The following is a 15,082-nucleotide window of genomic DNA, read 5'->3' on the forward strand; positions in this document are numbered from 1 at the left end:
CTGGAAGGGAGCACTTAACCGCTTCACTATCCAGTTTGAAGAACGGATGAAGCCGAATTAAACGAAATTCCGTTTACACAAAATCCAGCACACCCTCGATATATCGGATTCCGACGGGCCGGTGAGGCCAAGCCAGAAAATCGGCAATGACCCCGGATCGGCAACCTGGGCCGGCGCCAGCCCCCTGATCTATTCTCTACCAAGCCGCCACGCCGCGGCCTGAACGCGGATCGGATGCTCCCTCCAGAACCCCATCTGAATAGCACGCAATCGCACCAGCGTGGCCCATCATTGAGGCGTGCGGGTATGAGTGGACATGTTGCATCTCTTGCAGAGTCGCCACCACGCTGACATAAGGCTACCGGAATGGGCGCCGCAAATTCGGCCACCAAATGCCGAAAGCGGCATGTCTTGCAAACTGTCGTCGTTGCCGGCCCCCTCCTGCGAGAAACCTGCTCAAGGTAAAATGCGCCCTCCCTGTCAATGAAAAACCGCATGAACCAAGAATTGCAAGCGCAGACCGCCATCCAGAAACCACGCATCGTGATGGACACCAATGTCTGCCTCGACTTGTTCGTATTCCGCGATCCGCGTTGGGCTTCTTTGATGGCAGCATTACAAGATGGCAGAGTGGAAGCGGTTACCCGCGCCGATTGTCGGCTGGAATGGCAGATGGTGCTGCACTACCCTCATTTACCAGTCACCGATGCTACTCGCGCTGGGATCAATGCAGAATTTGATGTACTGGTAAGTTGCCTCACGCCGCAAGCGCTGACGCCGCGTACAGATATCCGCCTGCCGCTGTGTACCGACCGCGACGATCAGAATTCCTGGAACTAGCGCTGGGCTCCCACGCCACCACCCTGATCACCAAGGACAAGGCGCTGCTGAAACTGGCGCGCAAGACCGCCAAAGCAGGCCTATTTGCGATCGTCACACCACAGACTTGGGTGGCGCTGAACAACATCGGCGATTAATTAGCTGCGCGCAGAAACACACGGAAGTTACGCTGTCACTGCGTTGAAATTCGGTAGAAATTGAGTCAAAACAAAGTAGCAATTGACAAACAACCAAGCCGCTCCTGTGCAGCGCGCAACAAACCGCTAAAATGACCGACTCAGACATCAGCCAAGATTGACCGCAAATGAAACGCGATTCCACATTAGCATTCAGCGATGGCGGCATCAGCCCGCTCAAATCCAAACTACCGCGGGTCGGCACCACTATTTTTACCGTGATGTCGACGCTTGCAAGCGAAAAATCCGCGGTCAATCTAGGCCAGGGATTTCCTGATTTCGATTGCGACCCAGCGCTGATCAACGCCGTCAGCGACGCCATGAAGAAAGGCTTTAACCAGTACCCACCGATGACCGGCGCGCTGGCATTGCGCCGGGCGATAGCCGCCAAGATTGCCAAGCTGTACGGCCACAACTACGACCCGGCCAGCGACATCACCGTGACGGCCGGTGCCACCCAGGGTCTGCTAACTGCCATCATGTGTGCGGTACATCCAGGCGATGAAGTCATCGTGATTGAACCGGCCTACGACAGCTACATACCGGCAATTGAACTGGCTGGCGGTAAGCCAGTGCTGATGCAGATGACACTCGGCGCCGACGGCTATGCAATTCCGTGGGAGCGCATAGCAGCCGCAGCCAATCCGCGCACCCGAATGATCATGATCAACTCACCCCATAACCCGACCGGTAGCGTACTGAACCCGGGGGATGTCGAAGCGTTGAAAGATATCGTGCGCGGTACCGATATCCTGATCTTGTCGGACGAAGTCTATGAGCACATGGTCTATGACGGCTTGCGCCACGAATCTATCAGCCGTCATCCAGAACTGGCGGCGCGCGCATTCATCGTCTCCAGCTTCGGCAAGACCTATCACGTAACTGGCTGGAAGATCGGCTATGTTGCGGCACCGCCAGCGCTATCAGCGGAATTCCGCAAGGTACATCAATACAACATTTTCACTGTCAATACACCAGTCCAGCAAGGCATTGCCACTTACATGCAGAATCCGTCGCCTTATCTGGAACTGGCGGCGTTCTATCAACGCAAGCGCGATCTGTTCCGCGACGGCTTGAAAAATAGTCGTTTCAAGCTGCTGCCGGCCGACGGCACCTATTTCCTGTGCGTCGACTACTCCGCCATTTCGACGATGAGCGAGGCTGATTTTGCGGTATGGCTGACTTCGGAGATCGGCGTAGCTGCGATTCCGGTATCGGCATTTTACGATTCGCCGCGCGAGTCAGGTATCGTCCGTTTCTGTTTCGCCAAGCAGGATCAGACCTTGCAGCAGGCGTTGCAGCGTCTGACAAAAATCTGAACCGTCGGCCACGTGTCTTTGCGCGGGCTGGCTTTATTAACTAACAAAGGAAACATCATGATCGACGTCTATAGCTGGCCCACGCCAAATGGTCATAAGGTTCACATCATGCTGGAGGAATGCGGCCTGCCGTATCGCGTGCATGCTGTCGATATCGGTGCCGGCGACCAGTTCAATCCGGATTTCCTTTCTATCTCGCCGAACAACAAGATTCCTGCCATCGTCGATGCTCACGGTCCCGATGGCAAGCCGATTTCGCTATTTGAATCGGGTGCGATTCTGGTATACCTGGCTGGCAAGAGCGGCAAACTTCTCGGCAATACCGACCGTGAGAAATTCAACACGCTGCAATGGCTCATGTTTCAAATGGGCGGCGTCGGGCCGATGCTGGGCCAGGCGCATCATTTCCGCATCTACGCGCCGGAAAAAATCGAGTACGCCATCAACCGCTATACCAATGAAGCCAAACGCCTTTATGGCGTAATCGACAAGCAGTTGTCGCAGCATCGTTTCCTGGCCGGAAATACATACACGATTGCCGACATCGCCACTTTCCCCTGGCTTCGCTCTTGGAAAAACCAAGGTGTCGAATTGAGCGATTTCCCGAACCTGAAGGCTTGGTTCGACCTGATTGCCGAGCGGCCTGCAGTCCAGCGTGGCGTCGACGTGCTGGCCGCAGCGCGCAAGCCGCTGACCGACGACAAGGCACGCGATATCTTGTTCGGTAATCAGCAGTATCAGAAACGGTAATTGGACACCCCATGGCTACCCACCGGGCCACAGTGATAGGCTGTCATTGCCGCGAACGCGGGAATCGAGGTTTCTGAAAAATGGTTCCCCGCGCTCGCGGGGACAACCCGGAGAATGGTCTTGAGAGGTGTAGCGATTGCCTCACTAGCCTAGGGTCGCCGATAGTTGACGGTCAGTATTTCCAGCTCATCCAACCCGGCTGGCGTCATCAAAGTGACTGTCTCGCCCTCATGGGCCTTGGTCAACGCGCGCGACAGGTGAGATCCAACTAATTTTCCCATGCAGTGGGTCAAGCTCGTCGATACCGACGATAGTCACGGTATGTTCCTCGCCAGCGCAATTCTGGTAGGTCACGGTCGCCCCGAAAAACACCTGATCGCGGCCGTGGTGCACGCTGGGATCGACCACTTCGGCCAGATCAAGACGTTTAGTCAGGAACCGGATGCGGCGGTCAATTTCGCGCAAGCGACGCTTGCCGTAGATGTAATCGCCATTCTCGGAACGATCGCCGTTCGATGCCGCCCAAGAAACAATCTTAACTACCTCGGGCCGGTCAACGTCAATCAAGCGCAACAAGTCATCCTTCATGCGCTGGTAACCGACGGGCGTCATGTAATTCTTGGTGCCTGGCGGGATCGGCGACAATCCGAATTCGAGATCGTCGTCATCGCCCTCAGGTTCTTTAACAAATGCCTTATTCATGCCCGTATTGTAGTGCCATTTGACCGGGCCTTGCCGATTTAACCTTTCCTCGATGATCTTTAGCAGGCCCCCTGTGCAGATCGAAATTGCAGGGTGATATGGTAAAGTCGACAGCGTGCAATGTTGCCGTTGTCGATACTTCGATTCCATCTTATGAATGCCAATTCCTGCCCAGCTACTGCCATCAAACCGGCGCCCTTCCGGATCGGCCTGGCCACCAGTCGTAGTCATCAACAGGGACCCGATTCGGCACTGGCGCAACTGCTCAACGGTAGCCGAGCCAATATCGAAGATCATTTAAAACCCCAATTAATTGTGGTCGGCAGAACGCTAGATGCAATGCAGCAGTCAGGCTTGCTCGATCGGTACCAGCATATCGAACGCTTTCCCTATGGCCGTCAGGGTGGTTTGATGAAACTGGTGTCGCGCGTAGTTGATACCGATCCGACGCGAACACTGGATGCGGTCATCTACATCATGGATCCGGTCGATCCATCATCGACCTTCCCCGAAGCGGTGGCATTGAAGCGCCAGTGCGTCATCCATGGCAAGCCCTTCTTATCGACCCTGGCCGGGGCCCGCGAGTGGCTGGAATTAGAGGCGATGGCAACAGGCGCAGCACCGAACACCGCGCTTGACGCAACCTTCAATCTGGGCGATGAAGGTATCGCCCTGATCGCTCACGATGCAATGAAAAACCGGATGCTGGATATGGCGGAGCGCCATTTTGCGCTATTGGACCAGTTCGCCTTTCGCTGCGCCACCGGCACCACCGGCAGCTTACTCAACAAGCTGGCACAGAGAATCAAAGGTGCCGAAGCTGGCCGCAACTGGGTTCGTCCTTACCTCAGCGGCCCGCTGGGCGGCGATGCGCAGATTGCCGAATTGATTCTCGATCGCCAGCAATGCCGTCGCGTATTATTTCTGGAGGATCCACACGTCGCGCGCCAGCACGAAGCCGATATCCAACTGCTGGAGCGCGCCGCCCGCACAGTGACCGATTACGCGCTGTGCATCAGCGATGCCGGATGCGGCGACCGGTGGCTTACTCTGCTGCAGCAACGGGTAGCATTGGTCAAACTGTAAGCCGGTGATAGGCAGCTATCGTCACTGATAATCGTCACTGTTAATCGTCACTGTTAATCGTCACTGTTAATCGTCACTGTTAATCGTCACTGTTAATCGTCACTGTTAATCGGCGATGAGGTTGGCGCTGCCGTTGGCACTAGCCTGGCAACCATGCCGGTAGTCTGTTAATCGCGAGCGGTGAATGGCACTTCATACTGGATATCCGCCGACGGACCGACTCGGGCGGCAGTACCAAACACTACCGGCCAAATACACTGATACGCGTTCATTTGATTCTCCTAACTTTTGATCGAGCCAGAAGAATCAGGCTGACCGTAGCGCTCGGTCAAACCTTGGGAGTCCGCCGGCAACGTCGGGGGATTACCTTATCGATTGCGTGCGATGCCATAAAGACTGCTGATAAACGGATTGAAAACAGATTGAAGATTGCCTTTAACTTTTCAAACAGAGCGCCGTTAACACAGATCAGGGCATTTTGATTCTGCACGGTGGAAGACGGCCACCATATCGGGGGAAGCAACGGTATCAAACAGTATGCGATAAAAGTTGCTGTTTTTGCTTACCGCTTACCGCTTACCGAATACGACACATCACTTCCCTGGCTGGGTCAGCCTGTGCGGCTCTATCCATCAATTAACCATAAAAAAATCCAAGATGAGTAACGAAAACTTCATTGTTCGAGAACCGCTGCTTGACCCAAAACAGCGGGTGGTCGGTTATGACCTGGCTTGGCAAGAGACCGGCAGCGATCGTATGCAAGCCAGTGACACCGAATTGAATGCCTTGCTGAACTTTGTTGCCGAGCAGTTAATCAGCGAAAAATCCGGCTGGTTGCTCGGTAACAAGATATTGTTTTTAGATGCGTCGCCGGCTTTGCTCACGAGCAGTGCAATCAAGCGGCTTCCAGCGAGGAACACTGTACTGACGCTCCACAGCGCCGACCTGGCAGATCCCGATATCTGTAGCGCGCTCAAGACACTGCGCAGTGACGGCTATGGTATTTCCCTGCGTGGTGCCGATGTAATGAAGCAACAGCTCATGCCCGACATATCGCACGTCGAGGTACGCTTTTCGATTGGCGATTTTGCGGTCCAGGCCAGGCGCTATGCAGCACTCAAGAAATCCTCGATACGCATGCTTGGGAGGCCGGTCACGACCTGGCAGGATTACGATGCCTGCGCCATGCTGGGCCTGGACGCATTTGTGGGTAAGCTGCACCTGACGCCGCGTTCCGGGAATAGTCCTAAAGGGCTCAATCCGGCGCAGAAAATCATCGTGCAGATCATGAACATGGTGAGTCAAAATGAGAATATTCAACAAATAGAAGAAGTCTTCAAGCGTGACCCCGGCTTATCGTATCAATTGCTGCGTTTCATCAATTCGGCCGCGTTCGGGTTGAAAACAGAGGCGCAGTCATTGCGCTCAGCGCTGGCGCTGCTCGGCTACGAGGCATTGTTCCAATGGCTGTCTCTGCTGTTAGCCACCGCCAGCAGCAGCGGCTACTCACCGGTACTGATGGAAACAGCGATCATCCGCGGTCGTTTTGCGGAGTTGCTTGGTCAACGGCATCTGCCCAAAGGTGAATCGGAAAACCTGTTTGTGGCAGGGATTTTCTCATTGCCGGATAGACTGCTCGGTATCAGCATGGAAGAGGTGCTCGACAGTATCAAGCTATCGGCAGATGTCGCCGAAGCATTGCTGATGCGCGATGGACCTTACGGATCTTACGTGGCGTTGGCCGAGGCTTGCGAACTGAACTCGCCTCTGATAGGGCCGTTGTCTGCGTCGTTGAAGATCAGTCCGACAGAAGTCAACGCTGCCCATCTGTCGGCGCGGGCTTGGGCCGAGAACCTGGGTATATGAATCAATGAAGAGGGTTTTATCCGGGCGCCAGGCGACCTCGTGCCATTGACTAGCAGCGCGTGCCACTAACCAGCGGCACGCTCATGCAGCAGCAGTTGACGCTGCCAGTTGCGCAGGCCGAGAATCGCCAGCACGATGAATCCGGCGTACAAACCTGCTGTCAGGTACAAATCCTTGTAGATATATACGCCGACATAAACAATATCTACGGCAATCCAGAGCCACCAGTTGGCGACGTATTTGCGCGCCATCCAGAACTGTGCGACCAGGCTGAAGCCGGTAAGCGCCGAATCTAACCAGGGAATATGGGCATCGGTGAAGCGCGCCATGATGTAACCGAGCAAGACGCTGCCGACCGCACCGATGAGCATGCCGGGCAGCCAACCGCTGATCCAGCCTGACCGTGGCAGCCGTTGCGGCAGAATGTCGTGCTGCGCAGTTTTCGCCTTGCGCCATTGCCACCAGCCGTATAGCTGCATAACGGCAAATATCAGTTGTAGCAGAAGGTCGGAATATAGTTTGGCGTCGAAAAAAATACGTGCATACAGCAGCACCGACACCAAGCCGATCGGCCAACACCACAAGTGGCGGCGCGCAGTCAGCCAAACGGCCAAGGCGCTGATGATGACGGCGACAATTTCCAGAGCTGACATCAAGATTCCCTGGGAGTGGCAAGAGCGGCTGCCCACTGCCGCAAATGCGCCAACAGATAGCGCCCCGCATCGCTGTTGAACCACTCGGCATGTCCGAGAAAATACGTATCGTAGGCAAGCGATGCATTTTCGGCGGATTTCTGTACGCCGTGGAAATACGCTACCTCAGAGAGTGCGAATTCGGCATGTGCAAGCGGCAGTATGGCCGACAACGCTTGCGCCTCAAGTCGCGACATTGGCGCCAACGCCTGATACGCTTCGAGCATCGCGTCCAACTGATCGATATGCACCAGAGGTCTTTGATTTTCCGGATGCTGCGGCAGTCTCAGCCATTCGATGATATTCCGTTCGATGGCAAGCGCCAGGTCATACACGGCGCAGGTGCGATCCGCCAAGCCGAAATCGACTATCGTCGCCACCGCCGGCGCCGCTTGCGGGTTCGCCCACAGCAAATTGGAGGCGTGCCAGTCGTTATGGGTCCAGAGCGGTTGGAGGCAGCGTAACAGTGGACGCAACTGAGCATGGAACGGTAGTAACAGCCGCGTCACGTCCTGCCGCCAGTCGCACGCCGCGAGATAGTCTGCGAGTGCCGGGCGCTGCTCGATGTAGTGCGCCATGCGCGACAGCACTTCCTGAGGCTGATCCGCATGAAACAAGGTGAAACCGGATGCCAGCAGTTTTACGTTGCGCGCTGGCGCAGCGTAGTCGCGTGCGGCCAGATGCAAGTGGGCCAAAGCAGCACCGGCCGCGGCGGCGTCCGCACAATTGGCAAACGGCGTCCATGAGGTGGCGTCGCGATAGCGGTCGACACCTTCGCCGAGGCGATGCACCTCATAGGTCCACTCCTCTTCGGCATGTGCAGTGCGGCCATCAGCCGTATGCAACACAACGCTGACTGGCAATCCCTGCTGCCGCAGGTGCGCCATGAAGAGATGCTCTTGCGCCAGCTCGTCGACAGTTCTGATCTGATGCAGCAGGCGCTTGACGAACACTGGACCGGCTTCGCTATCGACGACGCACGCACTGGAAAACGGCCGTGGGCTATGCCACACCAGCCGTGTCACAGCGCCGACCTGCGGATAATTGCGCAGTATGCGGGCCACCTCATCCAAGGTCAGAGATGGCCAGCTCGGCGCGACCACATCCAGCCCCATCCCATGACTGTGGAGCGGCGGCAATGTCGTACTGACGTCTCGGGTTAGCTCGCGCATGACTGCATCCTCATGCGGATTAGAAATCGCACTGCAGTGACAGGCGCGCGGTGCGCGGTGCCCCCAAATGCAAATAAGCGTCGCCGACATCTTTCCAGTAACGCTTGTCGAGCAGATTATCGATACCCAGACGAATCGTGGTCGGATGTCCCGACCAGCTGGTCTTGTAACGCAAACCGGCATTCAACAGGGAATAAGCTGGTACGCTGACATCGCCTTCGCGAGTCGCCGCCTTGCTGGCGCTATACTGCCAGCCGCCGAGCAACGTCAAACCGGCAATCTCCGGCAGCGCATAGGCGGCATAGACCGCAGCGCGCAAGCGCGGCACGTTGATGACCTGATGGCCATCATATGCGGGGGTACCGGTGTCGTTTGCCCGCGCCTGGATGAAGGCAACGCTAGCCGTCAGTTGCAATTGCTTGCTGACCTGGCCGGCGGCACTGAGTTCGATACCCTTGTGGGTTTCCGTGCCCTGCTGGGTATAGATGAAAACGTTGTCGTCCGGTTTCGGATATTCATACGGCTTACTCATCTGGAACATTGCCGCGCTCAGGCTGAGCCGGTCACGCCAGTCGTATTTGATACCGGCCTCGATCTGACGCGAAACCGTCGGCGGCAGGAACGCATAGCCATTCTCGTTCCACCACGGGGCCTGTCCGCCCATCGTCAGCCCCTTGCTGTAGCTGGTGTACAGCGACAGATCCGCTTGCGGTTTGTAGACCAGCGCCACCTGCGGCAACAGCAAAGTCTTGTCGGTGGTGCGCGTCGCCGCTCCGTTATCATCCAGCGCGCGCTCATTGACCCATACCTGGCGTGCGCCGGCGATCAATTGCCATTGTGGCGTCAAACTGATGCGATCGACGGCAAAGAGCGCCTTTTGGCGACTGTCCAGACGCAGGTAAGATGCCCCTGGCGTCGCTGGCGACGGTGCAAACACGATTGGATTCGGGTTGTAGATATTGTCGGTGCCGACATACTCATTGACGCCATCGCTTTGCGACACGGTACGGCGAAACATGCTCGCCCCGAAAGTCAGATCGTGGCTGATTTTTCCGGTAGTTGCTTTACCTTGCAGGATTGTCTGCAGTTGGTCATTGCGCCGGGTACCGTCCGGGAAGCGATAATCGTAGATATCGAAATCGCCGTTTGCGTCGAAATAGCGTGGTGGAGTCCCGTTGCAGCTAGTGGCATAACAATGACCATATGGAAAGGCCGAGTTATCATCGATCACCACGCGGCTGCGGCTAGCGGCCACGGACCCGCGCCAGTCAGAGGCCAGCTCGAGATCCAGACGTAAATTCATGTTGACGGCATTGATCGTTACCGGCTTGGCCCACGGTTGCGCGCCCAGCAGCGTGCCTGGCGCGACATTGCTCGGTACCACGCTGCCACCCAACAATTGGTAGCCTGGCGCTGAACGCTGTTGGCGATGCTGGTATTCGGCATCGAACTGCAGGCGTGCCTGCGACGATATCCGCCAGTCGGCCGCCAGCGACGCGAAACTGCGCTCACCGTCGGCATTGTTGACGTAGGAATGCAGAGTCTCGTGGGCGGCGTTGATGCGAATGCCGAACTGCTTCTGCTGGCCGAACAGGGTGCCGATATCGGCCGCCAGATAGCGCGAACCGCGCGAATCGGTTTCCAGCGTTACCGAGCGCACGTCGGCCGGCCGCTTGGTCACATAGTTGACCAACCCGCCGGGGGCCGCCATGCCGCTCTGCAGGCCGGCCAGTCCTTTCAGTATCTCAACGCTTTCCTTGTTTTCCAGCGCCACATTCTGCTCACCGGCGATGCTCATGCCATTAATCTGGTACCTCGAAGCAAGATCCAGCGCAAAGCCGCGAATCGTAAAGTTTTCGTAGTAGCCCACCGGGGCGTAATTATCGCCAACCGCGGCGTCGTTACGCACCACCTCGCTCAACAGGCGCGCTTGCTGGTCATCGAGTTGAGCGCGGGTGATGACGGAGATCGACGATGACGTATCAAGCAGGGAGGCATCGCCGAAGGACGCAATCGAAGCGCTGTTGCGGCGGTAACTGTCGGGAGCCGGACCGGCGCCGGTGACGGTAATCGTCGGCATTGTGGTGTCGGTATCAACCTTCGGCTCTTTTTGCTCGGGAATATTTTGTGCATGCGCCATGTGAGCGGTTGCCGCAGTCATCAGCGTAATCAGCAATTTTCTTTTAGTATGCAGCGGCAGCACACGTTCGCGTGCGGGCAAACATTTTTGTCTATTTGTCATTTTCTTGTGTTTAAATCGAAACAAGCCCCGCAAATGCGGAGCTCTTGCATATAGGCCGCTCTTTTCCCTAGCGTTAAATCTATATCCGGGGATGAGTCAGGCCGGTCAGTGCCGCGGTGCTTATCGGGAGCAGGTGGTTGACGATGGCCCCCAAACTGCCTGCCGCGGTTAGGCCAATGGGCCAATTGGCTGGCAGAAAAGCAGGCCTGAAATCCAGCTCCTGCCGATCGCTCAGCTATATGCGCCGGGTACCCGTATCGACCGCTTTGGTTTGTCCCGACTCCAACGTAAAGCCAGCCCCGGAATCGGTTCCAAGGGTTTTCACCAAGTAGGGCATCAGCTCTTTGAGCATCGGCTCCAGCGTCCACGGCGGATTGATCACGAACATGCCGCTGCTGTGCAAGCCAAAACCATCCGGCGACGGTGTGCGTACCGTCAGCGTGACGTTAAGCCAGCCATTGGCTTTCATGCGCTTGAGCTTGTCCGGCATCTGGCGCGATTCCATGCGGTTCAACAACGGATACCAGACGGCGTAGGTGCCGGTAGAGAAACGGATGAGCGCATCTTCAATCGTGTTCTTGACGTGCCGGTAGTCTTCCTTCACCTCATAAGGCGGGTCGATCAACACCAGACCGCGACGCGATGGCGGCGGCAGCAGCGCCCTCAAGCCGAGGAATCCGCCCCCCAACTGGATCATCACACGTTTGCCACGAGCGCTGACACGCTCGCGCTCGGCGTCAAGACGGCGAAAATTATCAGTCAGAATCTTGCCGTCGCTGGGATGCAGTTCAAACAGACGCAGACGATCCTGCTCGCGCATTACCGCATCGGCGCAATATGGCGAGCCGGGATAGTAGTGCAGCTTACCGTCTGGATTGAGCTGGCGCACCACGTCGACGTATTCGGCAACAGCCGGTGGCAGATCCTTGCGGTCCCAGAGGCGGCTGATGCCGGTTTCGTACTCAGCGTTTTTCGATGCATAGCCGCCATCGAGCGCGTAGACCCCGGCACCGGCATGGGTATCTATGACCATATAGGACGTGTCCTTCTGGTTCAGGTAGCGTAATAACTGGACGGTGACAAGGTGCTTCAGCACATCGGCATGATTGCCCGCATGGAAGGCATGGCGGTAACTCAACATAAGAAACTCTATCGTGGTGAAATGGTTTTGCCCCACTTTACATCAAAGACCGCAGCGGCAGTCGCGCAGATTATGGGCGCTGGCGTGGCAGATGCAGGAACGGGGTAGGATGCTCGTGCGCGGTGCTGGCACTGCAAACGACCCGCATTCTATCATTGCGGCTATCTGCGTAGCGCTTTGATGCGCGCTATAGCGCCTGGATATGGGAACGCAGAGCCACTTAATCGACCGCAGCTTGCACTTTAAGCATCTATTCCGCAACCTTCACGCAGGCCTCGATATGCCGATTGCCTACGGCGCGGAAGGCTGAGAAGCCGATCGCCGCCGACACCATCTGACCGGCGATCGGCACCAGCCGGGTAGCATTCTTGGAAACCAGCTTGACGCCGCTGCGCGTTAGCAGCTTCAGTAATACTTCGCGCGTCACGACGCGTCCCACCAGCGTGCTGCCGAGACCGACGATGGCGCTATAGGTCGCCACCTTGAGCTTGGGATGCAGTTTTTCGATTTGCTCGGGAGTCAGACCGAACTCGGCATTGACATCTTCGATCAGCCGCGACAGCAAATGAATATCGATTGCCATGTCGACTCCCATGATCGGCAACGCTGAGGCACCGGCAGAGAGCAACGCTTTGCGTGCCACCATCTGCCGACAGCGTTGGCGTATCGCCTGCAGCGCCTGTTCAGTCTGCGGCAGCAGCAACTCTGTACTGCGTTGATTTTTCTTACCCCAGATGCGCTGCAACATCAGCCGGCCGCCTTGCCTTTGACAAACCCATATATATGAGCAGCAGTACGAAAGCGCCGACGATGGAGGCGATGATGAAGCCAATGAAACCTGCGCCCTGCCCGGCGTGATACCAGCCGAGAGACTGGCCGCCATCGCCCGCCAGGAAAGAACCTGCAATACCCAGCAAAGTGGTCACGACAAAACCCCTGTTCTCGCGCCCGGGATGAAGGAATTTAGCGATCAAACCGACAATGAAACTGACGATGATTGCCCACAGAATTTCCATTGCTGCTCCTCTGAGTTGCTGTTGACTGTTATCGACAAACCAATCATTTTCGGCAGGAAAACTGGAGAAACGACTTCTAAAACGACTCCTAATATAGTGCAATCGGTAGCGCTGCGGTGGGGTCGACAAGTAAATTTTTGTAAAATCTGCTGGCGGCGCGCATAGCTAGGCACGCAACTCCTGTGCCCGATCCAGGCGAAAGTAAGCGTCCAGCAGCGAAGTTTTGTAGACCGCGCCCAAGAGTTCCGGGTCGTTCTTGCTGCGCACCACCGGCAAGCGCTCGCCCTGATGATCGAGGAAGGATTGCAGCGCTTCTCCTAGCGACATTTCCGGCGTCACCACATGCAAGAACTCGCGGCGCAGGAAATCTGCAGCCTGGCGCTGCTCGGTATCGCTGTTGTCGAGCAGGCAGGATGTGATGTCCTGCAAGGCGACCACGCCGCAATAGCGATTTTTCTGGTCGACGATGTAAATGTACTTGACTGGATACTTGAGGAACAAGCCGCTGATCTCGGCAAACGACGCATCCACCGGCAGCACCGTCTGCGCCGGCCGTATCAGCTCGCTCATGTGAATGCCGCGCAATTTGACGCGCTCCTGCGCATCGCGATTGCGTTTGATGGTGATGTCGTACATCGACGCCCCGCTCAGGCTGTGCGACACAAAGTAAGCCACCACACAGGACAACATCAATGGCAGCACCACCTGATAACTCAGCGTCATCTCGAAAATCATCAAAATCGCCATCAGCGGTGCGCTGGTGGCCGCCGCCAGAAACGCTCCCATGCCCACCATGGCGAAGGCAAACGGTGCCGAACTCGTCCCCGGCAACAACACATGCAACGCCTGGCCGAACAAATAGCCGATGGCCGCGCCGACAAACAACGTCGGCGTAAAAATACCGCCAATCGCCCCAGACCCCGTAGTGATCGCCGTCGCGACGACTTTCAAGATCAATATCACCAGCACACTCCACCATAGCCAGGGCGTGTGCAGCAACGAATTGACTTCGCTGTAGCCGTTGCCCCACACTTCAGGCCACCAGATCGAAATCAAGCCAACCAGTACGCCACCCAAACCGAGCCGCAGCGGCAACGGCAACGCGGTTTTCGTGAATAGTTGTTTGGAAAATCCCAGCAGGCGCAAGAACTGCGGTGCCGCCATGCCAGCCATGATGCCGAGCAGGACGAACCAGAGTATTTCGATACCGGCAATCGGCGGGAACGGCGGCATCTCGTAGGCCGGCCGGTAGCTCGGCAACTCGCGCATCGTGATATTGGCCACGACCGACGCCACCACTACCGGCCCGAAGCTTTCCATCACAATTGCTCCGAGCACGATTTCGGTTACAAAGAAAGCACCGGCAATCGGTGCGTTGTAGGCCGAAGTGATCCCCGCCGCCGCACCGCAAGCCACCAGCAAGCGCAAGCGCGCCGGACTGAAATGGGTAACCCGCCCAACCAGCGAGGCCGCCAGCGCCGACAGTTGCACCATCGACCCTTCCCGCCCGATCGAACCACCGGATACGATAGTCGCCAACGACGACAGGCTACGCAGCAGGCTCTGGCGCAGCGGAATGTTGCCGTCGCCGATGGCCACCGCCTCCATGTAATCGGAAGTTGCAGCGGCCGGCATCCGCTTGGCCAGCAACAGTATCGAGCCTGCTACTAGTCCGCCAGCGGCAGGCAGCAACAAGCGCCACCACCATGGCAAACTCGTGGCCATCTCGACAAAGCTACCGCTGTGGCCGGTCAGCAGTATTTGCAGGCCGAAGATGCATTCGCGGAACAGAATGGTCGCCAGCGCCCCCAGAAAACCAACTACTGCGGCCCATAGCAGCATCGAATTATTTTCGGAAAAACCGAACATGCGCTGCAGGAGGATACGGTATCGAAGAAGCGTGCTGCGTAAAAGCATGAGTGTGTGATGGCCGATGAAAGATAATTTGTATGATGCGCTGATGCATAGATTCGCTTCACATGCGGAGGGTGTGCTGGATTTTGTGTAAACGGAATTTCGTTTAATTCGGCTTCATCCGTTCTTCAAACTGGATAGTGAAGCGGTTAAGTGCTCCCTTCCA

The 15,082-nt window shown here is 56.6% G+C and carries 11 protein-coding genes and 2 pseudogenes; 5 read left to right on the top strand and 8 right to left on the bottom strand.

Annotated features, from left to right (window positions below; all coding sequences use genetic code 11):
* Positions 1-483: 483 nt before the first annotated feature.
* The 3 genes and pseudogenes from ACIQ0R_RS05415 to ACIQ0R_RS05425 all read left to right on the top strand — a co-directional run bounded on the left by ACIQ0R_RS05415 (position 484) and on the right by ACIQ0R_RS05425 (position 3,085).
* A pseudogene (locus ACIQ0R_RS05415) lies at positions 484-977 on the top strand (putative toxin-antitoxin system toxin component, PIN family).
* Positions 978-1,144: 167 nt separating this feature from the next.
* Positions 1,145-2,335 (top strand): pyridoxal phosphate-dependent aminotransferase, encoded by a 1,191-nt coding sequence (locus ACIQ0R_RS05420; RefSeq protein ID WP_395824610.1) that lies wholly within the window; start codon positions 1,145-1,147, stop codon positions 2,333-2,335.
* 57 nt (positions 2,336-2,392) lie between these two features.
* Positions 2,393-3,085: a glutathione binding-like protein gene (locus ACIQ0R_RS05425; RefSeq protein ID WP_395824613.1), complete on the top strand. Its 693-nt coding sequence runs from the start codon at positions 2,393-2,395 to the stop codon at positions 3,083-3,085.
* A gap of 149 nt (positions 3,086-3,234) precedes the next feature.
* On the opposite strand, the pseudogene greB reads toward ACIQ0R_RS05425, so the two are convergent.
* Positions 3,235-3,787: pseudogene (gene greB / locus ACIQ0R_RS05430) on the bottom strand (transcription elongation factor GreB).
* Between the two features lie 153 nt (positions 3,788-3,940).
* On the opposite strand from greB, the gene ACIQ0R_RS05435 reads away from it, so the two are divergent.
* Together ACIQ0R_RS05435 and ACIQ0R_RS05440 are read left to right on the top strand one after the other, a co-directional pair.
* Positions 3,941-4,873, top strand: coding sequence for a methylglyoxal synthase (locus ACIQ0R_RS05435; RefSeq protein ID WP_395824616.1), 933 nt, complete (start codon positions 3,941-3,943; stop codon positions 4,871-4,873).
* A gap of 657 nt (positions 4,874-5,530) precedes the next feature.
* The gene (locus tag ACIQ0R_RS05440; RefSeq protein WP_395824619.1) at positions 5,531-6,739 is read left to right on the top strand and encodes an EAL and HDOD domain-containing protein; all 1,209 of its coding nucleotides are present in this window, start codon (positions 5,531-5,533) and stop codon (positions 6,737-6,739) included.
* A gap of 65 nt (positions 6,740-6,804) precedes the next feature.
* Here ACIQ0R_RS05440 and pnuC read toward each other — a convergent pair whose 3' ends face one another.
* The 7 genes from pnuC to ACIQ0R_RS05475 all read right to left on the bottom strand — a co-directional run bounded on the left by pnuC (position 6,805) and on the right by ACIQ0R_RS05475 (position 14,919).
* Positions 6,805-7,392, bottom strand: coding sequence for a nicotinamide riboside transporter PnuC (pnuC, locus tag ACIQ0R_RS05445; protein WP_395824622.1), 588 nt, complete (start codon positions 7,390-7,392; stop codon positions 6,805-6,807).
* On the bottom strand, positions 7,392-8,603 hold the full coding sequence (locus ACIQ0R_RS05450; protein WP_395824625.1) for a phosphotransferase enzyme family protein: 1,212 nt from the start codon (positions 8,601-8,603) through the stop codon (positions 7,392-7,394). Before ACIQ0R_RS05450 ends, pnuC begins: the two co-directional genes overlap by 1 nt.
* Positions 8,604-8,622: 19 nt before the next feature.
* Complete coding sequence (locus tag ACIQ0R_RS05455) at positions 8,623-10,845, bottom strand: TonB-dependent siderophore receptor (protein ID WP_395824629.1); 2,223 nt, start codon at positions 10,843-10,845, stop codon at positions 8,623-8,625.
* A gap of 235 nt (positions 10,846-11,080) precedes the next feature.
* Entirely contained in the window at positions 11,081-11,986 is a 906-nt protein-coding gene (locus ACIQ0R_RS05460) for a 23S rRNA (adenine(2030)-N(6))-methyltransferase RlmJ (protein WP_395824632.1), read from the bottom strand.
* A 250-nt stretch (positions 11,987-12,236) separates the two neighbouring features.
* Positions 12,237-12,734: a hypothetical protein gene (locus ACIQ0R_RS05465; protein ID WP_395824635.1), complete on the bottom strand. Its 498-nt coding sequence runs from the start codon at positions 12,732-12,734 to the stop codon at positions 12,237-12,239.
* A complete protein-coding gene (locus tag ACIQ0R_RS05470) occupies positions 12,712-13,002 on the bottom strand; it encodes a GlsB/YeaQ/YmgE family stress response membrane protein (RefSeq protein WP_395824638.1) in 291 nt (96 codons plus the stop codon). The genes ACIQ0R_RS05465 and ACIQ0R_RS05470 overlap by 23 nt, the downstream gene beginning before the upstream one ends.
* A gap of 165 nt (positions 13,003-13,167) precedes the next feature.
* The gene (locus tag ACIQ0R_RS05475; protein ID WP_395824641.1) at positions 13,168-14,919 is read right to left on the bottom strand and encodes a ClcB-like voltage-gated chloride channel protein; all 1,752 of its coding nucleotides are present in this window, start codon (positions 14,917-14,919) and stop codon (positions 13,168-13,170) included.
* Positions 14,920-15,082 lie beyond the last annotated feature (163 nt).

The organism is Collimonas sp. (assembly GCF_044339385.1).
Taxonomy (GTDB): domain Bacteria; phylum Pseudomonadota; class Gammaproteobacteria; order Burkholderiales; family Burkholderiaceae_D; genus Collimonas.